Source organism: Bacteroides sp. GD17 (genome assembly GCF_038448625.1).
Classification (GTDB): Bacteria; Bacteroidota; Bacteroidia; order Bacteroidales; family Bacteroidaceae; genus Bacteroides.
In genome coordinates this window covers 43,093-67,500 of sequence record NZ_JBCEZS010000008.1, presented here as the reverse complement: position 1 = coordinate 67,500, position 24,408 = coordinate 43,093, and the positions used below count along the sequence as shown (strand labels likewise).

The following is a 24,408-nucleotide window of genomic DNA, read 5'->3' as shown; positions in this document are numbered from 1 at the left end:
TTATTTAGTATTTAAACAATTAAAATCATACAAAAATGGCAGATTTGAAAGCTTTTGCAGAACAATTAGTTAACTTGACAGTAAAAGAAGTTAATGAACTTGCAACAATCCTGAAAGAAGAATACGGTATTGAACCTGCTGCTGCAGCTGTTGCTGTTGCTGCTGGCCCCGCAGCTGGTGCTGCTGCTGTAGAAGAGAAGTCTTCTTTCGACGTAGTATTGAAGAGCGCTGGCTCAGCTAAACTTCAGGTAGTTAAAGCCGTTAAGGAAGCTTGCGGTCTTGGCTTGAAGGAAGCTAAGGACATGGTAGACGGTGCTCCTAGCGTAGTAAAAGAAGGTTTGGCTAAAGACGAAGCAGAATCATTGAAGAAAACATTGGAAGAAGCTGGAGCTGAAGTTGAACTTAAATAACATTAGCCTGTAAATCAGGTAATTCGGTTAAGAACCCTTGCGAAAAGGGTTCTTAACCTTTTTGTGTATATATTTAAAATTAAGTTCTACAAATCCATTATCAGATGTCTTCAAATACTGTAAATCAAAGAGTTAATTTTGCTTCGACTAAGAATCCGCTTGAATATCCGGATTTCCTGGAAGTACAATTGAAGTCATTCAAAGACTTTTTACAACTGGATACCCCACCCGAGAAACGTAGAAACGAGGGGTTGTATAAAGTATTTGCTGAAAACTTCCCCATTGCCGATACAAGAAACAATTTTGTTCTTGAGTTTTTGGACTACTATATTGATCCGCCGCGCTATACCATCGATGAATGTATAGAGCGAGGGCTTACATATAGCGTGCCTTTGAAGGCAAAATTGAAGTTATATTGTACCGATCCCGACCACGAAGATTTTGATACCGTCATCCAGGATGTATTCTTGGGACCTATCCCTTACATGACGGACAAGGCGACTTTCGTCATTAACGGTGCAGAGCGTGTGGTTGTTTCCCAGCTTCACCGTTCACCGGGTGTATTCTTTGGACAAAGCGTACACGCCAACGGTACCAAATTGTATTCAGCCCGTATTATCCCGTTCAAGGGGTCATGGATTGAATTTGCTACCGACATCAACAACGTCATGTATGCGTACATTGACCGTAAGAAGAAGTTGCCCGTTACCACTTTGCTGAGAGCTATCGGCTTTGAGAATGACAAGGATATTCTCGAAATCTTTAACTTGGCGGAAGACGTGAAGGTGAACAAGACCAATCTCAAGAAGATTGTGGGACGTAAGTTGGCCGCACGTGTATTGAAAACATGGATTGAGGATTTTGTAGACGAAGATACCGGTGAAGTTGTTTCCATCGAGCGTAACGAAGTCGTTATCGACCGTGAAACGGTGATTGAACCGGAACATGTTGACGTTATATTAGAGTCGGGCGTTCAGAACATCCTTGTACACAAGGAAGAGCCGAACCAGTCTGACTACTCCATTATATATAATACGCTGCAGAAGGACCCGAGTAACTCGGAAAAAGAAGCTGTGCTTTACATCTACCGTCAGTTGCGTAATGCAGACCCTGCCGATGATGCCAGTGCACGCGAGGTTATCAACAACCTGTTCTTCTCAGAAAAGAGATATGACTTGGGTGATGTAGGTCGTTACCGTATCAACAAGAAGTTGAATCTGACGACCGACATGGATGTACGTGTCCTCACCAAGGAAGATATTATCGAGATCATCAAATACCTCATCGAGTTGATTAACTCGAAAGCAGATGTGGACGATATCGACCACTTGAGCAACCGTCGTGTACGTACCGTAGGCGAGCAGTTGTCCAATCAATTTGCTATCGGTTTGGCACGTATGTCGCGTACCATCCGTGAGCGTATGAACGTTCGTGACAATGAAGTCTTCACTCCGATTGACTTGATTAACGCAAAGACCATTTCTTCCGTTATCAACTCTTTCTTCGGAACGAACGCCTTGTCGCAATTCATGGACCAGACGAACCCGCTGGCTGAGATTACTCACAAACGCCGTATGTCGGCCCTGGGTCCTGGTGGTCTGTCACGTGAGCGTGCCGGTTTCGAGGTACGTGACGTACACTACACGCACTACGGCCGTCTCTGTCCGATTGAAACTCCTGAAGGTCCGAACATCGGTTTGATTTCTTCACTCTGTGTGTTCGCCAAGATCAACGAACTCGGTTTCATCGAGACTCCCTACCGCAAGGTAGCAAATGGTAAGGTTGACCTTTCTGATGAAGGTTTGGTTTACCTCACAGCCGAAGAAGAAGAAGCCAAAATCATCGCTCAGGGTAATGCACCTCTGAACGACGACGGTACATTCATCCGTGATAAAGTAAAAGCCCGTCAGGATGCCGACTACCCGGTAGTTACTCCGGATGAGGTGGAATTAATGGACGTATCTCCTCAGCAGATCGCCTCCATCGCAGCTTCTTTGATCCCGTTCCTGGAACATGATGATGCCAACCGTGCATTGATGGGATCGAACATGATGCGCCAGGCAGTTCCTTTGTTGAAGAGTGAAGCTCCGATTGTAGGTACAGGTATCGAACGTCAGTTGGCACGCGACTCTCGTACGCAGATTACTGCCGAGGGTGATGGTGTGGTTGACTTTGTAGATGCTACGACTATCCGCATTCTGTACGACCGTACGGACGAGGAAGAGTTTGTAAGCTTTGAACCTGCACTGAAAGAATATAACATCCCTAAATGGCGTCGTACCAACCAGAACATGACGATCGACCTTCGTCCTATTTGCGAAGCAGGTCAGCGTGTTACGGCAGGTCAAATCTTGACCGAAGGTTATTCTACCGAGGACGGAGAACTCGCTTTGGGTAAGAACCTGTTGGTGGCATACATGCCTTGGAAGGGTTATAATTACGAGGATGCTATCGTGTTGAACGAACGCGTGGTTCGCGAAGACCTTTTGACTTCTATACACGTTGAAGAATACTCTTTGGAAGTTCGTGAAACGAAGCGTGGTATGGAAGAGTTGACTTCCGATATTCCTAACGTAAGTGAAGAAGCAACGAAAGACCTTGACGAGAATGGTATCGTTCGCGTGGGTGCCCGCATTGAACCGGGTGACATCCTTATCGGTAAAATTACTCCGAAGGGTGAATCAGATCCCTCTCCCGAAGAGAAGTTGCTTCGTGCTATCTTTGGTGACAAGGCCGGTGATGTGAAGGATGCTTCTTTGAAGGCTTCTCCTTCTCTGAAAGGTGTTGTCATCGGTAAGCGTTTGTTCTCTCGCGTAATCAAGACCCGCAGCTCCAAGCTGGCCGACAAGGCTCTGCTGCCGAAGATTGACGACGAGTTCGATGCCAAGATAGGCGACTTGAAGAAAATATTGATAAACAAACTGTTGAAGCTCACCGAAAACTATACTTCTGAAGGCGTGAAGGACTATATGGGTGCTGACATCATCTCTAAGGGTGCCAAGTTTTCAGCTTCCGATTTCAGTGACCTGGACTTCACCGCCGTACAGTTGAGTAACTGGACGAAGGATGAACACACGAATGGTCTGATCCGTGCTTTGGTGATGAACTTCATCAAGAAATACAAGGAACTTGATGCCGAGTTGAAGCGCAAGAAATTTGCGATCACGATCGGTGACGAGTTGCCCGCCGGAATCATCCAGATGGCTAAGGTTTATATCGCCAAGAAGCGTAAGATCGGTGTTGGTGATAAGATGGCCGGTCGTCACGGTAACAAGGGTATTGTTTCCCGCGTTGTACGCCAGGAAGACATGCCGTTCCTTGCCGATGGTACTCCGGTAGATATCGTATTGAATCCGCTGGGTGTGCCTTCTCGTATGAACATCGGTCAGATATTCGAGGCTGTTCTGGGGCGTGCCGGGAAGAAGTTGGGCGTGAAGTTTGCGACTCCTATCTTCGACGGTGCATCGCTGGATGACCTGAACGAATGGACAGACAAGGCAGGACTGCCGCGTTATGGCAAAACAACGCTTTATGATGGTGGTACAGGTGACGCATTCGAGCAACAAGCTACGGTGGGTGTGACATACATGTTGAAACTCGGTCACATGGTTGAAGATAAGATGCACGCACGTTCCATCGGTCCGTACTCACTTATTACACAGCAGCCGTTGGGTGGTAAGGCTCAGTTCGGTGGTCAGCGTTTCGGAGAAATGGAAGTTTGGGCACTCGAAGCATTCGGTGCCGCACACATCCTGCAGGAAATCCTGACAATCAAGTCTGATGACGTGGTTGGACGTTCCAAGGCTTATGAAGCAATTGTGAAGGGTGAACCGATGCCTGCTCCGGGTATTCCTGAATCACTGAATGTATTGCTGCACGAGTTGAGAGGTTTGGGCTTGAGCATCAATCTTGAATAATGGATAATGGATAATTGAGAATGGACAATGTGTTGTCTCATTCTCAATTTGTCAGTCTGTTTTCTAATTATCAATTATCAATTGTCAATTATCAATTATATATAAAAGTATGGCTTTTAGAAAAGATAACAAGATAAAGAGTAATTTCTCGAAGATCTCTATCGGTTTGGCTTCTCCTGAAGAAATCCTTGAGAATTCGAGTGGTGAAGTTTTAAAGCCTGAAACCATCAACTATCGTACGTATAAGCCTGAACGCGACGGTTTGTTCTGCGAGCGCATCTTTGGTCCTATCAAGGATTATGAGTGCCATTGCGGTAAGTACAAACGTATCCGTTACAAAGGTATTGTCTGCGACCGTTGCGGTGTGGAAGTGACTGAGAAGAAAGTACGTCGTGAGCGTATGGGACATATCCAGCTGGTTGTGCCGGTGGCTCACATTTGGTATTTCCGTTCACTTCCCAACAAGATCGGTTACTTGCTGGGTCTGCCTACCAAGAAACTCGATGCCATTATCTATTACGAGCGTTACGTCGTTATCCAGCCGGGTGCGCTGGACGGTGAGGTCGCACAGTATGACCTGCTCGAAGAAGGTGAATATCTGGATCTTCTGGAAAAGTTGCCGAGCGACAACCAGTACCTTGAAGATTCCGATCCTAATAAGTTTATTGCCAAGATGGGTGCCGAAGCAATCTATGATTTGCTGGCACGCTTGGATCTCGACTCTTTGTCTTACGAATTGCGTAACCGTGCCGGCAGTGATGCTTCACAGCAGCGCAAGAGCGAAGCCTTGAAGCGTCTCCAGGTAGTAGAATCGTTCCGTGCATCACGCGGACGCAACAAGCCCGAATGGATGATTGTGCGTATTGTACCCGTTATCCCGCCCGAGCTTCGTCCGTTGGTTCCACTGGACGGTGGCCGTTTCGCCACTTCCGACTTGAACGACCTCTACCGTCGTGTCATCATCCGTAACAACCGCTTGAAGAGACTGATTGAGATCAAAGCTCCTGAAGTGATTTTGCGTAATGAGAAGCGTATGTTGCAGGAAGCCGTTGATTCATTGTTCGACAACTCCCGCAAGTCCAGCGCTGTGAAGACCGATGCCAATCGTCCGTTGAAGTCACTCTCCGACAGTTTGAAGGGTAAGCAGGGACGTTTCCGTCAGAATTTGCTGGGTAAACGTGTCGACTATTCTGCACGTTCCGTAATCGTTGTAGGTCCTGAGTTGAAGATGGGCGAATGCGGTATTCCCAAACTGATGGCAGCCGAACTTTACAAGCCGTTCATTATCCGTAAGCTTATTGAGCGCGGCATCGTGAAGACGGTAAAGAGCGCCAAGAAGATCGTAGACCGCAAGGAACCCGTAATCTGGGACATCTTGGAGCACGTGATGAAAGGTCATCCGGTGTTGTTGAACCGTGCCCCGACACTTCACCGTCTTGGTATTCAGGCATTCCAGCCTAAGATGATTGAAGGCAAGGCAATCCAGCTCCACCCGTTGGCATGTACGGCATTCAACGCCGACTTCGACGGTGACCAGATGGCTGTTCACTTGCCGTTGAGTAACGAAGCTATACTGGAGGCACAGATGCTGATGCTCCAGTCACACAATATTTTGAACCCTGCCAATGGTGCGCCTATCACAGTGCCTGCACAGGATATGGTACTTGGTCTGTACTACATCACCAAACTGCGTAAGGGTGCTAAGGGCGAAGGCTTGACCTTCTACGGTCCTGAAGAGGCTCTTATCGCTTACAATGAAGGTAAGGTCGATATTCATGCTCCGGTCAGCGTCGTTGTGAAAGACGTGGACGAACATGGAAATATCGTTGACAAGATGATGCACGATACATCAGTAGGTCGTGTTATTGTGAACGAGATCGTTCCGGCAGAAGCAGGATACATCAATACGATTATTTCCAAGAAGTCACTCCGCGACATCATCAGCCACGTAATCAAAGTGTGCGGTGTTGCCAAAGCTGCCGACTTCCTCGACGGAATCAAGAACCTTGGTTACCAGATGGCCTTCAAGGGTGGTCTGTCGTTCAACTTGGGCGATATTATCATCCCCGAAGAGAAGGAAGCATTGGTACAGAAGGGTTACGACGAAGTAGAGCAGGTAATCAACAACTATAACATGGGTTTCATCACCAACAACGAGCGTTATAACCAGGTAATCGATATCTGGACACATGTAAACTCCGAGTTGTCTAATATTTTGATGAAAACTATTTCTACCGATGACCAAGGATTCAACTCTGTATACATGATGTTGGATTCCGGAGCCCGTGGTTCTAAGGAACAGATCCGTCAGCTTTCCGGTATGCGTGGTTTGATGGCAAAACCGCAAAAGGCAGGTGCCGAAGGCGGTCAGATCATTGAAAACCCGATTCTTTCGAACTTTAAGGAAGGTCTGTCCGTGTTGGAGTACTTTATCTCTACCCACGGTGCCCGTAAGGGTTTGGCCGATACGGCCTTGAAGACAGCCGATGCCGGATACCTGACTCGTCGTCTTGTAGACGTGTCACACGATGTGATTATTAATGAAGAAGACTGCGGTACGCTCCGTGGACTGGTTTGTACAGCTTTGAAGAACAATGATGAAACCATTGCTACGCTGTACGAACGTATCCTCGGCCGTGTATCTGTACACGATATCGTTCATCCTACAACCGGTGAACTGATTGTTGCCGGTGGTGAAGAGATCACAGAAGATATTGCACAGCAGATTGAAGATTCTCCGATCGAGAGCGTTGAAATCCGTTCTGTATTGACCTGCGAATCTAAGAAAGGTGTTTGTGCTAAGTGTTACGGACGTAACCTGGCTTCCAGTCGCATGGTTCAGAAGGGTGAGGCAGTCGGCGTAATTGCTGCACAGTCTATCGGTGAACCGGGTACACAGTTGACACTGCGTACGTTCCACGCCGGTGGTACGGCAGCCAACATCGCTGCCAATGCCAGTATCGTAGCCAAGAACCCTGCCCGTTTGGAATTTGAAGAACTCCGTACGGTAGACGTGATTGACGAAGCAGGCGAACCCGCCAAGGTAGTAGTAGGTCGTTTGGCCGAAGTACGTTTCGTGGATGTGAACACGGGTATCGTGCTTTCTACGCATAATGTGCCTTACGGTTCTACGCTTTATGCAGCCGATGGCGAAATGGTAGAGAAAGGCAAGATGATTGCTCGTTGGGACCCGTTCAACGCAGTTATCATCACCGAAGCTACCGGTAAGATTGAATTCGAAGGTGTTATTGAGAACGTTACCTATAAAGTAGAGTCTGATGAGTCTACCGGTTTGCGCGAAATCATCATCATCGAGTCCAAGGATAAGACGAAGGTGCCTACTGCACACATCATGACCGAAGATGGCGAACTGATCCGTACTTACAACTTGCCGGTGGGTGGCCACGTGGTAGTGGAAGACGGTCAGAAGGTGAAAGCCGGTGAAGTAATCGTGAAGATTCCGCGTGCCGTTGGTAAAGCGGGTGATATCACGGGTGGTCTTCCTCGTGTCACTGAGTTGTTCGAGGCACGCAACCCGTCCAACCCTGCTGTGGTTTCCGAAATCGATGGTGAGGTTACAATGGGTAAGGTGAAACGCGGTAACCGCGAAATCATCGTTACGTCCAAGACCGGTGAAGTTAAGAAATACCTCGTACCGCTGTCCAAGCAGATCCTGGTGCAGGAGAACGACTATGTGCGTGCCGGTACTCCGTTGTCTGACGGTGCCACCACGCCTGCCGATATCCTCGCTATCAAAGGTCCTACGGCTGTACAAGAATATATCGTGAACGAAGTTCAGGACGTTTATCGTCTGCAAGGTGTAAAAATTAATGATAAGCACTTCGAAATTATCGTTCGCCAAATGATGCGTAAAGTCGAAATCGACGAACCGGGCGACACCCGCTTCCTGGAACAACAAGTAGTGGACAAGTTGGAGTTCATGGAAGAGAACGATCGCATCTGGGGCAAGAAGGTGGTAGTAGATGCTGGAGATTCCCAGACAATGCAAGCCGGCCAGATTGTAACAGCCCGCAAGTTGCGCGATGAGAATTCTATGCTGAAGCGTCGTGACTTGAAACCGGTTGAAGTGCGCGATGCAGTGCCTGCTACTTCTACGCAGATTCTTCAGGGTATCACCCGTGCTGCTCTGCAAACTTCGAGCTTCATGTCGGCTGCCTCCTTCCAGGAGACAACGAAGGTGCTCAACGAAGCTGCTATCAATGGTAAGGTAGATCGTCTGGAGGGTATGAAGGAGAACGTAATTTGCGGTCACTTGATTCCTGCCGGTACCGGACAGCGCGAATTCGATAAGATTATCGTAGGCTCCAAGGAAGAGTACGACCGCATGCTTGCTAACAAGAAGACGGTGCTCGACTATGCTGTAGACGAAAAAGTAGACGAATAACATTACGTTAATACAATCAGTTATTTGATAAGAAAGGGTGGCCCGGTTTTCCGGTTCACCCTTTTGCTTTCTTAGGCCTTTAGAGATGCTTTTCTGGGGAAGTCCTTTGCGGGCTCAACCGAAAGAAGTATATTTGTCTTCCCTTATCATAGAAATAAAATATGGAAAATCAAGAAAACAACAACGGTCAGTTACAAATTGAACTGAAAGAAGAAGTGGCAGAGGGTACGTATGCCAACCTTGCCATCATTACACATTCCAGCTCGGAATTTATTCTGGATTTTGTGCGGGTGATGCCGGGGATGCCCAAGGCGGGAGTAAAATCTCGCATCGTGCTGGCACCCGAACATGCAAAGCGCTTGCTGCGCGCGCTTGAAGAAAATATCGGTAAATATGAACGCTCTTTCGGTCCGATTCGTATGCCCGATGAACAACCTTTACCTCCGTTGCCCAACATTAAAGGTGAAGCGTAAAATTAAAAAAAAACTTGTAGTGCATTGATTATTCAAAACTTATTCGTATCTTTGCAGCCCAAAAGTGTATAGTTTTGAATTAATATAAACAATAATATATAACTAAAAACAATTAAAATGCCTACAATTCAGCAATTAGTAAGAAAAGGACGCGAGGAGCTGGTAGAGAAAAGTAAATCTCCTGCCTTAGACTCTTGTCCTCAAAGACGTGGCGTTTGCGTGAGAGTGTATACAACCACTCCGAAAAAACCGAATTCAGCTATGCGTAAAGTAGCTCGTGTGCGTTTGACCAACGGTAAAGAAGTAAACTCTTATATTCCGGGTGAAGGTCACAACTTGCAGGAACACTCTATTGTATTGGTACGCGGCGGTCGTGTGAAAGACCTTCCGGGTGTACGTTATCACATCGTTCGTGGTACATTGGATACCGCAGGCGTTGCAGGTCGTACTCAAAGACGTTCCAAATACGGTGCTAAGCGTCCGAAACCAGGTCAAGCAGCTCCCGCTAAGAAGAAATAATCGGGCAGCCGAATACTGAAAACAGTTAAATTAAAAGTAATAACTTACGTTTTAGTTTGTTGGAAATGCTAAAGGTTGAGTAAATTCTCCGGTGGGAGAGTTGAAGAAGACAGAGTAAACAACCAAGAACGAAAACATTATTCTTTCAGAAAATGAGAAAAGCAAAACCAAAAAAACGCGTTATCCTGCCGGATCCCGTGTTTAATGATGTAAAAGTTTCCAAATTCGTGAATCATTTGATGTACGACGGAAAGAAGAACACTTCTTATGAAATCTTCTACGCTGCTCTGGAAACAGTGAAGAACAAAATGCAGAATGAAGAGAAATCCGCTCTTGAAATCTGGAAAAAGGCTTTGGACAATGTGACTCCTCAAGTCGAAGTGAAATCTCGCCGTGTGGGTGGTGCTACTTTCCAGGTTCCTACCGAAATCCGTCCTGACCGCAAGGAATCAATTTCCATGAAGAATTTGATTATTTTCGCCCGCAAGCGTGGCGGTAAGTCAATGGCTGATAAATTGGCTGCTGAGATCATGGATGCGTTCAATGAACAAGGAGGTGCTTACAAACGTAAAGAAGATATGCACAGAATGGCAGAAGCTAACCGTGCGTTCGCTCATTTCAGATTCTAATACTATAAGACATAACCAATTAATAGATTAAAAACTTAAAGTAAAGGGAATTAGAAAATGGCAAAGCATGATTTACATTTGACGCGTAATATCGGTATCATGGCTCATATCGATGCCGGAAAAACAACAACCTCTGAACGTATCCTGTTCTATACGGGTTTGACCCACAAAATCGGTGAGGTACATGATGGTGCCGCTACGATGGACTGGATGGAGCAAGAGCAAGAACGTGGTATTACTATCACTTCTGCTGCTACTACTACCCGTTGGCAATATGCAGGTGATACTTATAAAATCAACTTGATTGATACTCCGGGACACGTTGACTTCACTGCTGAAGTAGAACGTTCACTGCGTATATTGGATGGCGCTGTTGCTACTTACTGTGCAGTAGGTGGTGTAGAACCGCAGTCTGAAACCGTATGGCGTCAAGCTGACAAATACAACGTACCGCGTATCGGTTACGTTAACAAAATGGACCGTTCGGGTGCTGACTTCTTTGAAGTTGTTCGCCAGATGAAGGACGTGCTGGGTGCTAATCCGTGCCCGATCGTAGTTCCTATCGGTGCAGAAGAAACTTTCAAGGGCTTGGTAGACCTTATCAAGATGAAAGCTATCTACTGGCACGATGAGACAATGGGAGCTGACTACACTGTAGAAGAGATCCCTGCGAACCTGATGGACGAAGCTAACGAATGGAGAGATAAAATGCTTGAAAAGGTAGCTGAGTATGATGATGCTTTGATGGAGAAGTATTTCGACGACCCTTCTACTATTACTGAAGAAGAAGTGTTGAGAGCTCTTCGCAACGCTACAGTGCAGATGGCGATCGTTCCGATGCTGTGTGGCTCTTCATTTAAGAATAAGGGTGTGCAGACCTTGCTTGACTATGTTTGTGCATTCCTGCCGTCTCCGCTGGATACGGAAAATGTAGTCGGTACAAATCCTAATACGGGTGCTGAAGAAGACCGTAAACCGGATGAAGACGAAAAGACTTCTGCTCTTGCATTTAAAATCGCTACTGACCCGTATGTGGGCCGTTTGACTTTCTTCCGTGTTTATTCTGGTAAGATTGAATCTGGTTCATATATTTATAATAGCCGCTCTGGTAAGAAGGAACGTGTTTCCCGTCTGTTCCAGATGCACTCAAATAAGCAGAATCCGGTTGAAGTGATCGGTGCCGGTGATATTGGTGCAGGTGTTGGCTTTAAGGACATCCACACTGGTGATACTTTGTGTGATGAAACAGCTCCGATTGTATTGGAATCTATGGACTTCCCGGAACCGGTAATCGGTATCGCAGTTGAGCCCAAAACTCAGAAAGACATGGATAAGCTGTCTAACGGTTTGGCTAAGTTGGCTGAAGAAGACCCGACGTTCACAGTGAAAACTGACGAACAGACTGGTCAGACAGTTATCTCCGGTATGGGTGAGCTTCACTTGGATATCATTATCGACCGTCTGAAACGTGAGTTTAAGGTTGAGTGTAACCAAGGTAAGCCGCAGGTTAACTACAAAGAGGCTATTACGAAGACTGTTAACCTCCGTGAAGTTTATAAGAAACAATCCGGTGGTCGTGGTAAGTTTGCTGATATCATTGTGAACATCGGTCCGGTTGACGAAGACTTTGTACAGGGCGGTCTGCAATTCGTAGATGAAGTGAAGGGCGGTAACATTCCTAAGGAATTTATCCCATCTGTGCAGAAGGGTTTCACAACTGCTATGAAGAACGGTGTGTTGGCTGGCTATCCGCTGGATTCACTGAAGGTGACTCTGCTCGATGGTTCATTCCACCCGGTTGACTCTGACCAGTTGTCTTTCGAAATCTGTGCTATCCAGGCTTACAAGAATGCTTGTGCTAAGGCAGGTCCGGTTTTGATGGAGCCTATCATGAAGCTGGAAGTTGTAACTCCGGAAGAAAATATGGGTGATGTTATCGGTGACTTGAACAAACGTCGTGGCCAGGTAGAAGGTATGGAGTCCAGCCGTTCTGGTGCCCGTATCGTAAAGGCTATGGTGCCACTGGCAGAAATGTTTGGTTATGTGACCGCTTTGCGTACCATCACTTCAGGTCGTGCTACTTCAACCATGACTTATGATCATCACGCTCAGGTTTCTAATTCCATTGCGAAAGCTGTATTGGAAGAAGTAAAGGGACGTGCTGATTTACTCTAAAAAATACTTGAAGTCCGTAGGCTAGCGAATGACTCTTAGCCTACGGAACTTCATCTTATATAACACTATTAATAATTAAAACAGTAATGAGTCAAAAAATTAGAATCAAACTGAAATCTTACGACCACAACTTGGTTGACAAGTCAGCTGAGAAGATCGTAAAAACGGTGAAGACGACAGGCGCTATCGTTAGTGGTCCTATTCCTCTCCCTACGCACAAGCGTATCTTTACCGTGAATCGTTCGACTTTCGTTAATAAGAAGTCGCGTGAACAATTCGAACTCTCTTCTTATAAGAGATTGATCGACATCTATAGCTCAACGGCTAAGACAGTAGATGCTCTGATGAAGTTGGAGTTGCCGAGTGGTGTGGAAGTAGAAATCAAAGTGTAAGTATTAAAAATTAAGTGAAATGCCAGGATTATTAGGAAAAAAAATCGGAATGACATCCGTTTTCAGTGCCGAGGGTAAGAATGTACCATGCACTGTTATCGAAGCAGGTCCTTGTGTTGTTACTCAAGTGAAAACTGTAGAAAATGACGGCTATGCAGCTGTTCAGCTGGGCTTCCAGGACAAAAAAGAGAAGCACACTACAAAGCCTTTAATGGGCCACTTTAAGAGAGCTGGAGTAACTCCCAAGAAACACTTGGCTGAGTTCAAAGAGTTTGAGACGGAGTTGAATCTGGGTGACACTGTTACCGTAGAATTGTTCAATGACGCATCTTTCGTAGACGTTGTTGGTACTTCCAAGGGTAAAGGTTTCCAAGGTGTTGTAAAGCGTCATGGATTCGGTGGTGTAGGTCAGAGTACTCACGGTCAGCACAACCGTGCCCGTAAACCGGGTTCTATCGGTGCTTGTTCTTACCCTGCAAAAGTATTCAAAGGAATGCGCATGGGTGGACAGCTTGGTGGTGACAGAGTAACTGTTCAAAACCTGCAGGTATTAAAAGTAATTGCAGAACATAACCTTCTTTTGATTAAGGGTTCTGTTCCAGGTTGCAAAGGTTCAATCGTAATAATTGAGAAATAATGGAAGTTAACGTATATAACATTAAAGGTGAAGACACTGGGAGAAAGGTTACGTTAAACGAATCTATCTTCGGAATTGAGCCCAATGACCACGCTATCTACTTGGACGTTAAACAGTTTATGGCTAATCAGCGTCAGGGTACACACAAATCGAAAGAAAGAAGCGAAATCAGTGGTTCTACTCGTAAAATCGGTCGTCAGAAAGGTGGCGGTGGTGCACGTCGTGGTGACATGAATTCACCGGTACTTGTTGGTGGTGCTCGCGTATTCGGTCCGAAACCGAGAGATTACTACTTCAAATTAAATAAGAAAGTTAAGGCTTTGGCTCGTAAGTCGGCTTTGTCATACAAGGCTCAGAATAATGCAATCGTAGTTATAGAAGACTTCTCTTTTGAAGCTCCGAAAACTAAAGATTTTGTTGCAATGACAAAAAATCTTAAAGTTTCTGACAAAAAGCTGCTTATGATTTTACCAGAAGCAAATAAAAACGTATATTTGTCGGCTCGTAACGTGAAGGGTGCTAACGTGCAGACTATCTCAGGGTTAAATACTTACAGAGTATTGGACGCTGGGGTTGTTGTGTTTGCTGAGAGTGCACTTTCTGCTATCGACAATATCTTAATGTAAAAAGGAGGCTTAAATAATGGGAATTATTATTAAACCGTTAGTGACAGAGAAAATGACTGCAATTACTGATAAGGCGAACAACCGTTTCGGCTTTATCGTGCGTCCTGAAGCTAATAAACTGGAAATTAAGAAGGAAGTTGAAGCCCTTTACAACGTTACAGTAGTTGATGTGAATACAATGAAGTATGCCGGCAAAAACAAGAGCCGCTATACGAGAGCTGGTATCATCAACGGACGTACGAATGCGTTCAAGAAAGCTATCGTTACGTTGAAAGAAGGAGATACTATTGATTTTTATAGCAATATTTAATAAAAATGGCAGTACGTAAATTTAAGCCCACAACACCGGGGCAAAGACATAAAATTATTGGTACTTTCGAAGAGATTACTGCACGAGTACCAGAAAAGTCTCTTGTATTTGGTAAGAAGTCTTCAGGTGGTCGTAACAACACAGGTAAGATGACCATGCGCTACATCGGTGGCGGTCAGAAGAAGATTATCCGTATCGTAGATTTCAAGAGAAATAAAGACGGTGTGCCTGCAGTGGTTAAAACAATCGAATACGATCCGAACCGTTCGGCTCGCATCGCTCTGTTGTTTTATGCAGATGGAGAAAAGAGATATATTATTGCTCCCAATGGATTGCAAGTTGGTACGACTTTGATGTCAGGTGAAACTGCTGCTCCGGAAATCGGAAACGCGCTTCCGCTTCAGAACATTCCGGTCGGTACTGTAATTCACAACATTGAATTACGTCCGGGTCAAGGCGCTGCTTTGGTTCGTTCGGCTGGTAATTTTGCTCAGTTGACTTCAAGAGAAGGTAAATACTGCGTTATCAAGTTGCCTTCTGGTGAGGTTCGTCAGATCCTCAGTACTTGTAAGGCTACTATCGGTAGTGTAGGTAACTCAGATCATGGATTGGAAAGTTCAGGTAAAGCTGGACGTTCTCGTTGGTTCGGACGTCGTCCGCGTAACCGTGGTGTTGTTATGAACCCGGTTGATCACCCGATGGGTGGTGGTGAAGGACGTGCTTCAGGAGGACACCCGAGATCTCGTAAGGGATTGTATGCTAAGGGTCTTAAGACAAGAGCTCCGAAGAAACAATCGTCTAAGTATATTATTGAGAGAAGAAAGAAGTAATCTGATTAATTGAGTAAATTATGAGTCGTTCATTAAAAAAAGGTCCGTATATTAACGTTAAGCTTGAGAACAAAGTGCTTGCCATGAATGAATCGGGCAAGAAAGTGGTAGTTAAGACCTGGGCCAGAGCTTCAATGATTTCGCCTGATTTTGTAGGGCATACGGTTGCAGTTCACAACGGAAATAAATTTATTCCTGTTTATGTTACCGAAAATATGGTAGGACACAAGTTGGGTGAATTCGCTCCAACTCGTACTTTCAGAGGACACGCTGGTAACAAGAAAAAATAAAACAGGATTTATCTGAAATAATAAAGTAATAATATAATGGGAGCAAGAAAAAAAATATCGGCTGAAAAAAGAAAAGAAGCCCTTAAGACCATGTATTTTGCGAAATTGCAAAATGTTCCTACTTCCCCCCGTAAAATGCGTCTCGTGGCTGACATGATTCGTGGGATGGAGGTGAACAGAGCGCTCGGCGTACTGAAGTTCTCTTCTAAAGAGGCTGCTGCCAGAGTAGAAAAGTTGCTGCGCTCTGCAATTGCTAACTGGGAGCAGAAAAACGAACGTAAAGCTGAAAGCGGTGAATTGTTCGTAACCAAGATTTTTGTTGATGGTGGTGCTACACTCAAAAGAATGAGACCGGCTCCGCAGGGTAGAGGTTACAGAATTCGTAAACGTTCAAACCACGTAACGCTGTTCGTTGGTTCTAAAAGTAATAACGAAGATCAAAATTAAGGTAAATGGGACAAAAAGTTAATCCAATAAGCAACCGTTTGGGAATTATCAGAGGATGGGATTCCAATTGGTATGGTGGAAAGAATTACGGCGATTCTCTGTTGGAAGATAGTAAGATTCGCAAATATTTGAATGCTCGTCTTGCTAAAGCCAGCGTTTCAAGAATTGTAATCGAACGTACACTGAAACTCGTGACTATTACCGTTTGTACTGCACGTCCGGGTATCATTATCGGTAAAGGTGGCCAAGAAGTTGACAAACTGAAAGAAGAGTTGAAGAAGGTCACTGATAAGGATATTCAGATTAATATCTTCGAAGTGAAAAGACCTGAACTGGATGCTGTTATCGTGGCTAACAACATCGCCCGCCAGGTAGAAGGTAAAATTGCCTACCGTCGTGCCATCAAGATGGCTATCGCCAATACAATGCGTATGGGTGCGGAAGGTATCAAAATTCAGATTTCAGGACGTTTGAATGGTGCAGAAATGGCCCGTTCTGAAATGTATAAGGAAGGAAGAACTCCGTTGCACACTTTCAGAGCAGATATCGACTACTGTCATGCAGAAGCATTGACAAAGGTTGGTCTTCTCGGTATTAAAGTTTGGATTTGTAGAGGTGAAGTTTATGGTAAGAGAGAATTGGCTCCGAACTTTACGCAAAGCAAAGAAAGTGGTCGTGGAAGCAATAGCGGAAACAATGGCGGAAAGAACTTCAAAAGAAAGAAAAATAATCGCTAACGAATTTGATTTTTAGGAATTATGTTACAACCGAAAAAAACAAAATTCAGAAGACAACAAAAAGGCCGTCAAAAAGGTAATGCCCAAAGAGGAAACCAACTGGCTTTCGGCTCTTTTGGTATTAAGGCCTTGGAAACGAAATGGATTACAGGCCGTCAGATTGAAGCTGCGCGTATTGCAGTAACGAGATATATGCAACGTCAAGGACAGATTTGGATTCGTATTTTCCCGGATAAACCCATTACAAGAAAGCCTGCTGATGTACGTATGGGTAAAGGTAAAGGTGCTCCGGAAGGATTCGTGGCTCCTGTTACACCCGGTAGAATTATTATCGAAGCTGAAGGAGTATCTTATGAAATCGCAAAAGAAGCTTTGCGCTTAGCTGCACAGAAGCTTCCTATCACAACGAAGTTTGTGGTTAGACGTGATTATGATATTCAAAATCAAAATGCGTAAGAAGTATGAAAATAGCAGAAATTAAAGAGATGACTACCAACGATTTGGTAGAAAGAGTAGAAGCAGAAGTAGCTAATTACAACCAAATGGTTTTAAATCATTCTATTTCTCCTTTGGATAATCCTGCTCAGATCAAACAATTACGCAGGACTATTGCGCGTATGAAAACTGAAGTGCGCCAAAGAGAACTTAACAATAAATGATGAGCTTGATGGAAGCAAGAAATTTAAGAAAAGAAAGAACTGGGGTTGTGCTGAGCAATAAAATGGACAAGACCATTACAGTAGCGGCTAAGTTTAAGGAAAAACACCCCATATATGGTAAGTTCGTTAGTAAGACGAAAAAGTACCATGCTCATGATGAAAAGAATGAGTGCAATATCGGTGATACTGTACACATCATGGAAACTCGTCCTTTGAGCAAGACTAAGAGATGGAGATTGGTAGAAATAATTGAAAGAGCTAAGTAATTATGATACAAGTAGAATCCAGACTTACAGTATGTGACAACAGTGGAGCGAAAGAGGCTCTCTGTATCCGCGTTTTAGGCGGTACAGGTCGTCGCTATGCTTCTGTAGGGGACGTGATTGTAGTTTCTGTAAAGAGCGTCATCCCTTCAAGTGATGTTAAAAAAGGTGCAGTGTCTAAGGCTTTGATCGTACGTACTAAGAAAGAAATCCGTCGTCCCGATGGTTCTTATATACGTTTTGATGATAATGCTTGCGTGTTGTTGAACAATGCAGGTGAAATTAGAGGTAGTCGTATTTTCGGTCCGGTAGCTCGTGAACTTCGTGCTACTAACATGAAAGTCGTTTCACTCGCTCCTGAAGTACTTTAATTTTGTAAAAGATTTAAGTAATGAGTAAATTACATATTAAAAAAGGCGATACAGTTTACGTAAATGCTGGTGAAGACAAGGGTAAGACTGGTCGTGTATTGAAAGTTCTTGTGAAAGAAGGTCGTGCAATCGTTGAAGGTATCAACATGGTATCTAAGAGCACAAAACCGAATGCAAAGAACCCGCAAGGTGGCATCGTGAAGCAGGAAGCTTCTATCCATTTGTCAAACTTGAACCCGGTTGACCCAAAAACTGGTAAAGCAACGCGTGTTGGTAGAAAAGAAAGTGCCGATGGTACTTTAGTGCGTTATTCTAAAAAATCAGGAGAGGAGATTAAGTAATGAGTAATACTGCTAGCCTAAAGAAAGAATATGCAGAGCGTATTGCGCCTGCATTGAAATCACAGTTCCAGTATTCTTCTACAATGCAGATACCCGTACTTAAGAAGATTGTTATCAATCAAGGTTTAGGTATGGCCGTTGCTGATAAGAAGATTATCGAAGTGGCAATTAATGAAATGAGTGCTATCACTGGTCAGAAAGCCGTAGCAACCATTTCTCGTAAAGATATCGCAAACTTTAAGTTGCGTAAGAAAATGCCGATTGGCGTTATGGTAACTTTGCGTCGTGAGAGAATGTACGAATTCCTCGAGAAGTTGGTTCGTGTGGCTCTGCCTCGTATCCGTGACTTCAAAGGTATTGAAAGTAAGTTCGATGGCAAGGGTAACTATACCCTTGGTATTCAGGAACAAATCATTTTCCCTGAAATTAATATCGATAGTATTACCAGAATTCTCGGAATGAATATTACCTTTGTAACCTCTGCGCAAACAGATGAAGAAGGGTATGCCTTGTTGAAAGAATTTGGTTTACCGTTTAAGAACGCTAAAAAAGATTGATAATATGGCAAAGGAATCAATGAAAGCACGTGAAGTAAGACGTGCTAAATTAGTAGCCAAATATGCCGAGAAAAGAGCTGCATTGAAGCAAATCGTTAGAACCGGTGATCCTGCTGAAGCTTTTGAAGCTGCACAGAAATTGCAGGACCTGCCTAAGAACTCTAATCCGATTCGCCTGCACAACCGTTGTAAGTTGACTGGTCGTCCGAAAGGATATATCCGTCAATTCGGTGTCTCCAGAATTCAGTTCCGTGAGATGGCCTCTAACGGTCTTATTCCCGGCGTAAAGAAAGCAAGCTGGTAATTTTGTTTTTTAAATATTGTCAGGGTAGGCCTGATTAATTTAATTTATTTTTATATGACTGATCCAATAGCAGATTATTTGACGAGGTTGCGGAACGCTATTCAAGCGAAGCACAGAGTTGTGGAAGTTCCGGCTTCAAATTTGAAAAAAGAAATCACTAAGATTCTTTTTGAAAAAGGCTACATTCTTAATTATAAGTTTGTAGAAGATGGTCCCCAAGGCACAATTAAGGTTGCCTTGAAGTATGATCCGGTAAATAAGGTTAACGCTATCAAGAAGCTGGAGAGAATTTCTTCTCCGGGTTTGCGTCAATATACCGGTTACAAGGATATGCCGCGAGTTATTAATGGTTTGGGTATTGCTATAATATCTACTTCCAAGGGTGTAATGACCAACAAAGAAGCCGCTGAACTGAAGATTGGTGGTGAAGTTTTGTGTTATGTATATTAATAGGAGGAGGAATTAGCAATGTCAAGAATAGGAAAATTACCCATTAGTATTCCCGCTGGAGTAACAGTTACTCTAAAGGATGACGTGGTTACCGTTAAGGGACCCAAAGGCGAAATGAGCCAATATGTAGATCCTGCTATCAATGTTGCCATCGAAGATGGTCAAGTTGTACTGACCGAGAATGAAAATGCAATGCTGGATAATCCCAAGCAAAAACATGCATTTCACGGTTTGTATCGTTCATTGGTTCACAACATGGTTGTTGGTGTATCAGAAGGATATAAGAAAGAGTTGGAACTCGTCGGTGTAGGTTACCGTGCTTCTAACCAAGGAAATATCATTGAACTGGCTTTAGGTTATACACATAATATCTTTATACAGTTGCCTCCTGAAGTGAAAGTTGAGACTAAGTCTGAAAGAAATAAGAATCCTCTTATCATTTTGGAATCTTGCGATAAGCAATTGCTTGGTCAAGTTTGCTCTAAAATACGTTCTTTCCGTAAGCCTGAACCGTATAAGGGTAAGGGTATTAAGTTTGTTGGCGAAGAAATTCGTAGAAAGTCTGGTAAATCAGCCGGTGCTAAATAATCATTTAAATTGATATTATTATGACAACAAAAATAGAAAGACGAATTAAGATCAAATATAGAGTACGCAATAAAATTTCAGGTACTACTGAATGCCCGCGTATGAGTGTATTTAGAAGTAATAAGCAAATCTATGTTCAGATTATCGACGACTTGTCTGGTAAGACATTGGCTGCCGCTTCTTCTTTAGGGCTGACTGAAAAGATGCCGAAGAAGGAACAAGCTGTCAAGGTAGGTGAACTGATTGCAAAAAAAGCTCAGGAAGCAGGTATTACTACTGTTGTTTTCGACCGTAATGGTTACTTGTATCATGGGAGAGTAAAAGAGGTAGCTGATGCTGCCCGTAACGGTGGACTTAAATTTTAATCATTATGGCAGGACTTAATAATAGAGTTAAGATTACGAACGATATAGAACTGAAAGACAGATTGGTTGCTATTAATCGTGTAACCAAAGTAACCAAAGGTGGTAGAACTTTTAGTTTCTCTGCTATTGTGGTAGTAGGTAACGAAGAAGGTATCATCGGTTGGGGCCTTGGTAAAGCCGGCGAAGTAACAGCTGCTATTGCCAAAGGTGTAGAATCTGCAAAGAAGAACCTGACGAAGGTGCCTGTACTGAAAGGTACAGTTCCCCACGAACAGTCTGCTAAGTTTGGTGGTGCCGAGGTATTCATCAAGCCGGCTTCTCACGGTACTGGTGTTGTAGCTGGTGGTGCAATGCGCGCAGTGTTGGAAAGTGTTGGTGTAACGGACGTTTTGGCTAAGTCAAAAGGTTCTTCTAACCCGCACAACTTGGTGAAGGCTACTATCTTGGCGTTGAGCGAAATGCGCGATGCTCGTATGGTTGCTCAGAACAGAGGAGTTAGTATGGAAAAAGTATTTAGAGGATAAGGAGGAATAATATGTCGACTATAAAGATTAAACAAACTAAAAGTAGAATTGGTGCTCCTGCTGATCAGAAGAGAACTCTCGATGCACTGGGACTTCATAAGTTGAATCGTGTGGTTGAACACGAATGCACTCCTTCAATTCTTGGAATGGTGGATAAGGTTAAACACTTGGTTACCATTGTTAAGTAATTATTTGTTGAATATAAAACGAATTACAATATGAACTTAAGTAATTTAAAACCTGCAGAAGGATCTACTAAAACAAGAAAGAGAATTGGACGTGGTCCGGGTTCTGGCTTGGGAGGTACTTCTACTAGAGGTCATAAAGGAGCTAAATCAAGATCTGGATACTCTAAGAAAATCGGTTTTGAAGGTGGTCAGATGCCTCTTCAACGTCGTGTTCCTAAGTTTGGCTTTAAAAATATCAATCGTGTAGAATATAAAGCTATCAACTTGGATACAATTCAGAAACTGGCTGAAGCTAAGAATTTGCAGACTGTAGGTATCAGTGACTTCATTGCTGCTGGTTTCATTTCTGCAAGCCAGTTGGTAAAAGTATTAGGTAACGGAACTTTGACTGCTAAGTTGGATGTACAAGCACATGCATTCTCTAAGACTGCTGTTGCTGCCATCGAAGCTGCTGGTGGACAAGTAGTAAAACTCTAATTCAATGAGAAAAGCTATTGAAACATTAAAGAATATATGGAAAATTGAGGATCTGAGACAACGGATCCTCATTACCATATTGTTTGTGGCAATTTACCGTTTCGGTTCGTATGTCGTATTGCCGGGTATCAACCCGTCAATGCTAGCACAGTTGCATCAACAAACAAGCGAAGGTCTTCTAGCCTTGTTAAACATGTTTTCCGGAGGAGCATTCTCCAATGCATCTATCTTTGCATTGGGTATTATGCCGTACATCTCTGCCTCCATCGTAATTCAGTTGCTGGGTATTGCGGTTCCGTATTTCCAGAAGTTGCAGCGCGAGGGTGAGAGTGGCAGAAGAAAAATGAATCAATATACGCGTTATCTGACGATTCTTATTCTTTTGGTTCAGGCTCCTTCTTATTTGCTCAATCTTAAAATGCAGGCTGGTCCTTCTTTAAATGCTTCATTAGATTGGACTCTGTTTATGTTTACTTCTACCATTATTTTGGCGGCTGGAAGTATGTTTATTTTGTGGCTTGGTGAGAGGATTACAGACAAAGGAATTGGTAACGGTATCTCTTTGATCATTATGATTGGTATCATTGCCCGTTTGCCGCAGTCTCTGTTCCAGGAATTGATTTCCCGTATGACGGATAAGACCGGTGGTTTGGTTATGTTCTTGATTGAACTCGTAGTCTTGTTGGTTGTTATTGCATTTGCTATCCTTTTGGTACAAGGTACCAGAAAGATCCCTGTACAATATGCCAAAAAGATTGTGGGTAACAAGCAATATGGCGGTGCCAGACAATATATTCCTTTGAAAGTTAATGCTGCTAATGTGATGCCTATCATTTTTGCTCAGGCGATCATGTTTATCCCCATTACTCTTGTAGGATTCTCTAATGTAGGCAATGCAAGCGGCTTTGTACGTGCATTGACCGATCATACAAGTTTTTGGTATAACTTTATTTTTGCAGTGTTGATCATACTGTTCACGTATTTCTATACTGCAATTACCATTAATCCGACTCAGATGGCTGAGGATATGAAAAGAAACAACGGTTTCATTCCGGGCATCAAACCGGGAAAGAAGACTGCCGAGTATATTGATGTTATTATGTCACGTATTACTTTGCCGGGTTCTTTCTTCTTGGCCTTGGTTGCTATTATGCCTGCATTTGCAGGAATATTTGGTGTGAAAGCTGAGTTTGCTCAATTCTTCGGCGGTACATCTTTGTTAATTCTTGTAGGTGTGGTTCTTGATACACTCCAACAGGTTGAAAGTCATTTGTTGATGAGACACTATGACGGTCTGCTGAAATCTGGACGTATTAAGGGTCGTACTGGCAATGTAGCTGCATATTAATCTTTTTTGAAGAATGATATTTCTTAAAACAGAAGATGAAATAGAGCTGCTCCGCAAGAGTAATTTACTTGTTGGAAGAACGTTAGCTGAAATAGCTAAGGTGATAAAGCCGGGGGTAACTACAAAAGAGCTGGATAAGGTTGCGGAAGAGTTCATTAGAGATAATGGTGCTGTTCCTACTTTTAAGGGTTTTCCAAACCAATATGGTAATCCATTTCCAGCTTCTGTTTGTACATCTGTGAATGAGCAGGTAGTACATGGTATTCCAGGAGATGATGTAGTACTGAAAGATGGTGATATTGTGTCGGTTGATTGTGGTACTTACATGAATGGCTTTTGTGGTGATTCAGCTTATACATTTTGTGTGGGTGAAGTTGATGAGGAAGTTCGTAAATTACTGAAGGTTACTAAAGAAGCATTATATATAGGAATACAGAATGCCGTTCACGGCAAGCGGTTAGGCGATATCGGTTATGCGATACAGCAACATTGCGAGTCTAATTCTTATGGTGTGGTGCGTGAGTTTGTTGGTCATGGTATCGGTAAAGAAATGCATGAGGATCCTCAAGTCCCTAATTACGGTAAACGTGGTTATGGAACGTTATTGAAAAAGGGTCTTTGCATTGCAATTGAACCGATGATAACCTTGGGTAGCCGACAAATAGTAATGGAGCGTGATGGCTGGACAGTCAGAACTAAAGACCGCAAGTGTGCAGCTCATTTTGAGCACACGATAGCAGTCGGAACTGGTGAAGCTGATATATTGTCATCTTTCAAATTCATTGAAGAAGTATTAGGAGATAAAGCAATTTAAGAAATTAATATGGCAAAGCAATCTGCAATAGAACAAGATGGAGTTATAGTTGAAGCATTGTCTAATGCAATGTTTCGTGTTGAATTAGAAAACGGACATGAGATTACTGCACATATTTCCGGTAAGATGCGGATGCATTACATCAAGATCCTGCCAGGGGATAAAGTAAGAGTCGAAATGTCTCCTTACGATTTATCGAAAGGAAGAATTGTATTTAGATATAAATAAATTAAGATATGAAAGTAAGAGCATCCTTAAAGAAACGTACGCCAGAGTGTAAGATCGTTAGACGTAATGGCCGTTTGTATGTTATTAACAAGAAAAATCCTAAGTATAAACAACGTCAAGGATAATATTATTAT

32 protein-coding genes are annotated in these 24,408 nt (G+C 43.6%); all 32 read left to right on the top strand.

What is annotated here, in order from left to right; genetic code table 11:
- Positions 1–35 precede the first annotated feature (35 nt).
- Entirely contained in the window at positions 36–410 is a 375-nt protein-coding gene (gene rplL, locus AAE250_RS14035) for a 50S ribosomal protein L7/L12 (protein WP_342289067.1), read from the top strand.
- Between the two features lie 104 nt (positions 411–514).
- Positions 515–4,327, top strand: a complete 3,813-nt coding sequence (rpoB, locus tag AAE250_RS14030) for a DNA-directed RNA polymerase subunit beta (RefSeq protein ID WP_342289066.1) — start codon at positions 515–517, stop codon at positions 4,325–4,327.
- A gap of 109 nt (positions 4,328–4,436) precedes the next feature.
- Positions 4,437–8,732: a DNA-directed RNA polymerase subunit beta' gene (gene rpoC, locus AAE250_RS14025; RefSeq protein ID WP_342289065.1), complete on the top strand. Its 4,296-nt coding sequence runs from the start codon at positions 4,437–4,439 to the stop codon at positions 8,730–8,732.
- Between the two features lie 161 nt (positions 8,733–8,893).
- Positions 8,894–9,205, top strand: a complete 312-nt coding sequence (locus tag AAE250_RS14020) for a DUF3467 domain-containing protein (RefSeq protein ID WP_342289064.1) — start codon at positions 8,894–8,896, stop codon at positions 9,203–9,205.
- A 117-nt stretch (positions 9,206–9,322) separates the two neighbouring features.
- The gene (gene rpsL, locus AAE250_RS14015; protein WP_025834060.1) at positions 9,323–9,724 is read left to right on the top strand and encodes a 30S ribosomal protein S12; all 402 of its coding nucleotides are present in this window, start codon (positions 9,323–9,325) and stop codon (positions 9,722–9,724) included.
- Between the two features lie 152 nt (positions 9,725–9,876).
- A complete protein-coding gene (gene rpsG / locus AAE250_RS14010) occupies positions 9,877–10,353 on the top strand; it encodes a 30S ribosomal protein S7 (protein ID WP_004291247.1) in 477 nt (158 codons plus the stop codon).
- Between the two features lie 57 nt (positions 10,354–10,410).
- On the top strand, positions 10,411–12,528 hold the full coding sequence (gene fusA, locus AAE250_RS14005; protein ID WP_342289063.1) for an elongation factor G: 2,118 nt from the start codon (positions 10,411–10,413) through the stop codon (positions 12,526–12,528).
- 86 nt (positions 12,529–12,614) lie between these two features.
- Complete coding sequence (gene rpsJ / locus AAE250_RS14000) at positions 12,615–12,920, top strand: 30S ribosomal protein S10 (RefSeq protein ID WP_106040861.1); 306 nt, start codon at positions 12,615–12,617, stop codon at positions 12,918–12,920.
- A 19-nt stretch (positions 12,921–12,939) separates the two neighbouring features.
- Entirely contained in the window at positions 12,940–13,557 is a 618-nt protein-coding gene (rplC, locus tag AAE250_RS13995) for a 50S ribosomal protein L3 (RefSeq protein ID WP_342289061.1), read from the top strand.
- The gene (gene rplD / locus AAE250_RS13990) at positions 13,557–14,183 is read left to right on the top strand and encodes a 50S ribosomal protein L4 (RefSeq protein ID WP_342289060.1); all 627 of its coding nucleotides are present in this window, start codon (positions 13,557–13,559) and stop codon (positions 14,181–14,183) included. The genes rplC and rplD overlap by 1 nt, the downstream gene beginning before the upstream one ends.
- Before the next feature lie 16 nt (positions 14,184–14,199).
- The gene (gene rplW, locus AAE250_RS13985) at positions 14,200–14,493 is read left to right on the top strand and encodes a 50S ribosomal protein L23 (RefSeq protein WP_342289059.1); all 294 of its coding nucleotides are present in this window, start codon (positions 14,200–14,202) and stop codon (positions 14,491–14,493) included.
- A 5-nt stretch (positions 14,494–14,498) separates the two neighbouring features.
- Complete coding sequence (rplB, locus tag AAE250_RS13980; RefSeq protein ID WP_342289058.1) at positions 14,499–15,323, top strand: 50S ribosomal protein L2; 825 nt, start codon at positions 14,499–14,501, stop codon at positions 15,321–15,323.
- Between the two features lie 20 nt (positions 15,324–15,343).
- Positions 15,344–15,613 (top strand): 30S ribosomal protein S19, encoded by a 270-nt coding sequence (rpsS, locus tag AAE250_RS13975; protein WP_342289057.1) that lies wholly within the window; start codon positions 15,344–15,346, stop codon positions 15,611–15,613.
- Between the two features lie 36 nt (positions 15,614–15,649).
- Positions 15,650–16,060: a 50S ribosomal protein L22 gene (gene rplV, locus AAE250_RS13970; RefSeq protein ID WP_004291236.1), complete on the top strand. Its 411-nt coding sequence runs from the start codon at positions 15,650–15,652 to the stop codon at positions 16,058–16,060.
- A gap of 5 nt (positions 16,061–16,065) precedes the next feature.
- Positions 16,066–16,797, top strand: coding sequence for a 30S ribosomal protein S3 (gene rpsC, locus AAE250_RS13965; RefSeq protein ID WP_005656540.1), 732 nt, complete (start codon positions 16,066–16,068; stop codon positions 16,795–16,797).
- A gap of 21 nt (positions 16,798–16,818) precedes the next feature.
- Positions 16,819–17,253 carry a 50S ribosomal protein L16 gene (rplP, locus tag AAE250_RS13960; RefSeq protein WP_004291234.1) on the top strand — a complete coding sequence of 145 codons (435 nt, stop codon included), beginning with the start codon at positions 16,819–16,821 and terminating at the stop codon, positions 17,251–17,253.
- Positions 17,254–17,258: 5 nt separating this feature from the next.
- Positions 17,259–17,456 carry a 50S ribosomal protein L29 gene (rpmC, locus tag AAE250_RS13955; RefSeq protein ID WP_294601874.1) on the top strand — a complete coding sequence of 66 codons (198 nt, stop codon included), beginning with the start codon at positions 17,259–17,261 and terminating at the stop codon, positions 17,454–17,456.
- The gene (rpsQ, locus tag AAE250_RS13950; protein WP_005825701.1) at positions 17,453–17,722 is read left to right on the top strand and encodes a 30S ribosomal protein S17; all 270 of its coding nucleotides are present in this window, start codon (positions 17,453–17,455) and stop codon (positions 17,720–17,722) included. The genes rpmC and rpsQ overlap by 4 nt, the downstream gene beginning before the upstream one ends.
- A gap of 2 nt (positions 17,723–17,724) precedes the next feature.
- The gene (rplN, locus tag AAE250_RS13945) at positions 17,725–18,090 is read left to right on the top strand and encodes a 50S ribosomal protein L14 (protein WP_004296340.1); all 366 of its coding nucleotides are present in this window, start codon (positions 17,725–17,727) and stop codon (positions 18,088–18,090) included.
- A 20-nt stretch (positions 18,091–18,110) separates the two neighbouring features.
- The gene (rplX, locus tag AAE250_RS13940; RefSeq protein ID WP_294601873.1) at positions 18,111–18,431 is read left to right on the top strand and encodes a 50S ribosomal protein L24; all 321 of its coding nucleotides are present in this window, start codon (positions 18,111–18,113) and stop codon (positions 18,429–18,431) included.
- The gene (gene rplE / locus AAE250_RS13935; protein ID WP_294601871.1) at positions 18,431–18,988 is read left to right on the top strand and encodes a 50S ribosomal protein L5; all 558 of its coding nucleotides are present in this window, start codon (positions 18,431–18,433) and stop codon (positions 18,986–18,988) included. Before rplX ends, rplE begins: the two co-directional genes overlap by 1 nt.
- 4 nt (positions 18,989–18,992) lie before the next feature.
- Positions 18,993–19,292 carry a 30S ribosomal protein S14 gene (gene rpsN, locus AAE250_RS13930; RefSeq protein WP_294601869.1) on the top strand — a complete coding sequence of 100 codons (300 nt, stop codon included), beginning with the start codon at positions 18,993–18,995 and terminating at the stop codon, positions 19,290–19,292.
- A 54-nt stretch (positions 19,293–19,346) separates the two neighbouring features.
- Complete coding sequence (rpsH, locus tag AAE250_RS13925) at positions 19,347–19,742, top strand: 30S ribosomal protein S8 (RefSeq protein WP_004291226.1); 396 nt, start codon at positions 19,347–19,349, stop codon at positions 19,740–19,742.
- An 18-nt stretch (positions 19,743–19,760) separates the two neighbouring features.
- On the top strand, positions 19,761–20,330 hold the full coding sequence (gene rplF / locus AAE250_RS13920) for a 50S ribosomal protein L6 (protein ID WP_294601866.1): 570 nt from the start codon (positions 19,761–19,763) through the stop codon (positions 20,328–20,330).
- A 20-nt stretch (positions 20,331–20,350) separates the two neighbouring features.
- The gene (gene rplR, locus AAE250_RS13915) at positions 20,351–20,695 is read left to right on the top strand and encodes a 50S ribosomal protein L18 (RefSeq protein WP_294601864.1); all 345 of its coding nucleotides are present in this window, start codon (positions 20,351–20,353) and stop codon (positions 20,693–20,695) included.
- A 5-nt stretch (positions 20,696–20,700) separates the two neighbouring features.
- On the top strand, positions 20,701–21,219 hold the full coding sequence (gene rpsE / locus AAE250_RS13910; RefSeq protein WP_005656517.1) for a 30S ribosomal protein S5: 519 nt from the start codon (positions 20,701–20,703) through the stop codon (positions 21,217–21,219).
- An 11-nt stretch (positions 21,220–21,230) separates the two neighbouring features.
- Entirely contained in the window at positions 21,231–21,407 is a 177-nt protein-coding gene (gene rpmD / locus AAE250_RS13905) for a 50S ribosomal protein L30 (RefSeq protein ID WP_294601860.1), read from the top strand.
- A 30-nt stretch (positions 21,408–21,437) separates the two neighbouring features.
- Complete coding sequence (rplO, locus tag AAE250_RS13900) at positions 21,438–21,884, top strand: 50S ribosomal protein L15 (RefSeq protein ID WP_005825692.1); 447 nt, start codon at positions 21,438–21,440, stop codon at positions 21,882–21,884.
- A gap of 4 nt (positions 21,885–21,888) precedes the next feature.
- A complete protein-coding gene (gene secY, locus AAE250_RS13895; RefSeq protein WP_294601856.1) occupies positions 21,889–23,232 on the top strand; it encodes a preprotein translocase subunit SecY in 1,344 nt (447 codons plus the stop codon).
- Between the two features lie 13 nt (positions 23,233–23,245).
- Entirely contained in the window at positions 23,246–24,046 is an 801-nt protein-coding gene (gene map / locus AAE250_RS13890; RefSeq protein WP_294601855.1) for a type I methionyl aminopeptidase, read from the top strand.
- A gap of 9 nt (positions 24,047–24,055) precedes the next feature.
- Positions 24,056–24,274 carry a translation initiation factor IF-1 gene (infA, locus tag AAE250_RS13885; RefSeq protein ID WP_002558052.1) on the top strand — a complete coding sequence of 73 codons (219 nt, stop codon included), beginning with the start codon at positions 24,056–24,058 and terminating at the stop codon, positions 24,272–24,274.
- A gap of 8 nt (positions 24,275–24,282) precedes the next feature.
- Complete coding sequence (gene ykgO, locus AAE250_RS13880) at positions 24,283–24,399, top strand: type B 50S ribosomal protein L36 (protein ID WP_002558051.1); 117 nt, start codon at positions 24,283–24,285, stop codon at positions 24,397–24,399.
- Positions 24,400–24,408: the final 9 nt, after the last annotated feature.

Coding starts and splice junctions, on each gene's coding strand:
- rplL (WP_342289067.1), top strand. CDS start 36: ATGGCAGATTTGAAAGCTTTTGCAGAACAATTAGTTAACTTGACAGTA.
- rpoB (WP_342289066.1), top strand. CDS start 515: ATGTCTTCAAATACTGTAAATCAAAGAGTTAATTTTGCTTCGACTAAG.
- rpoC (WP_342289065.1), top strand. CDS start 4,437: ATGGCTTTTAGAAAAGATAACAAGATAAAGAGTAATTTCTCGAAGATC.
- AAE250_RS14020 (WP_342289064.1), top strand. CDS start 8,894: ATGGAAAATCAAGAAAACAACAACGGTCAGTTACAAATTGAACTGAAA.
- rpsL (WP_025834060.1), top strand. CDS start 9,323: ATGCCTACAATTCAGCAATTAGTAAGAAAAGGACGCGAGGAGCTGGTA.
- rpsG (WP_004291247.1), top strand. CDS start 9,877: ATGAGAAAAGCAAAACCAAAAAAACGCGTTATCCTGCCGGATCCCGTG.
- fusA (WP_342289063.1), top strand. CDS start 10,411: ATGGCAAAGCATGATTTACATTTGACGCGTAATATCGGTATCATGGCT.
- rpsJ (WP_106040861.1), top strand. CDS start 12,615: ATGAGTCAAAAAATTAGAATCAAACTGAAATCTTACGACCACAACTTG.
- rplC (WP_342289061.1), top strand. CDS start 12,940: ATGCCAGGATTATTAGGAAAAAAAATCGGAATGACATCCGTTTTCAGT.
- rplD (WP_342289060.1), top strand. CDS start 13,557: ATGGAAGTTAACGTATATAACATTAAAGGTGAAGACACTGGGAGAAAG.
- rplW (WP_342289059.1), top strand. CDS start 14,200: ATGGGAATTATTATTAAACCGTTAGTGACAGAGAAAATGACTGCAATT.
- rplB (WP_342289058.1), top strand. CDS start 14,499: ATGGCAGTACGTAAATTTAAGCCCACAACACCGGGGCAAAGACATAAA.
- rpsS (WP_342289057.1), top strand. CDS start 15,344: ATGAGTCGTTCATTAAAAAAAGGTCCGTATATTAACGTTAAGCTTGAG.
- rplV (WP_004291236.1), top strand. CDS start 15,650: ATGGGAGCAAGAAAAAAAATATCGGCTGAAAAAAGAAAAGAAGCCCTT.
- rpsC (WP_005656540.1), top strand. CDS start 16,066: ATGGGACAAAAAGTTAATCCAATAAGCAACCGTTTGGGAATTATCAGA.
- rplP (WP_004291234.1), top strand. CDS start 16,819: ATGTTACAACCGAAAAAAACAAAATTCAGAAGACAACAAAAAGGCCGT.
- rpmC (WP_294601874.1), top strand. CDS start 17,259: ATGAAAATAGCAGAAATTAAAGAGATGACTACCAACGATTTGGTAGAA.
- rpsQ (WP_005825701.1), top strand. CDS start 17,453: ATGATGAGCTTGATGGAAGCAAGAAATTTAAGAAAAGAAAGAACTGGG.
- rplN (WP_004296340.1), top strand. CDS start 17,725: ATGATACAAGTAGAATCCAGACTTACAGTATGTGACAACAGTGGAGCG.
- rplX (WP_294601873.1), top strand. CDS start 18,111: ATGAGTAAATTACATATTAAAAAAGGCGATACAGTTTACGTAAATGCT.
- rplE (WP_294601871.1), top strand. CDS start 18,431: ATGAGTAATACTGCTAGCCTAAAGAAAGAATATGCAGAGCGTATTGCG.
- rpsN (WP_294601869.1), top strand. CDS start 18,993: ATGGCAAAGGAATCAATGAAAGCACGTGAAGTAAGACGTGCTAAATTA.
- rpsH (WP_004291226.1), top strand. CDS start 19,347: ATGACTGATCCAATAGCAGATTATTTGACGAGGTTGCGGAACGCTATT.
- rplF (WP_294601866.1), top strand. CDS start 19,761: ATGTCAAGAATAGGAAAATTACCCATTAGTATTCCCGCTGGAGTAACA.
- rplR (WP_294601864.1), top strand. CDS start 20,351: ATGACAACAAAAATAGAAAGACGAATTAAGATCAAATATAGAGTACGC.
- rpsE (WP_005656517.1), top strand. CDS start 20,701: ATGGCAGGACTTAATAATAGAGTTAAGATTACGAACGATATAGAACTG.
- rpmD (WP_294601860.1), top strand. CDS start 21,231: ATGTCGACTATAAAGATTAAACAAACTAAAAGTAGAATTGGTGCTCCT.
- rplO (WP_005825692.1), top strand. CDS start 21,438: ATGAACTTAAGTAATTTAAAACCTGCAGAAGGATCTACTAAAACAAGA.
- secY (WP_294601856.1), top strand. CDS start 21,889: ATGAGAAAAGCTATTGAAACATTAAAGAATATATGGAAAATTGAGGAT.
- map (WP_294601855.1), top strand. CDS start 23,246: ATGATATTTCTTAAAACAGAAGATGAAATAGAGCTGCTCCGCAAGAGT.
- infA (WP_002558052.1), top strand. CDS start 24,056: ATGGCAAAGCAATCTGCAATAGAACAAGATGGAGTTATAGTTGAAGCA.
- ykgO (WP_002558051.1), top strand. CDS start 24,283: ATGAAAGTAAGAGCATCCTTAAAGAAACGTACGCCAGAGTGTAAGATC.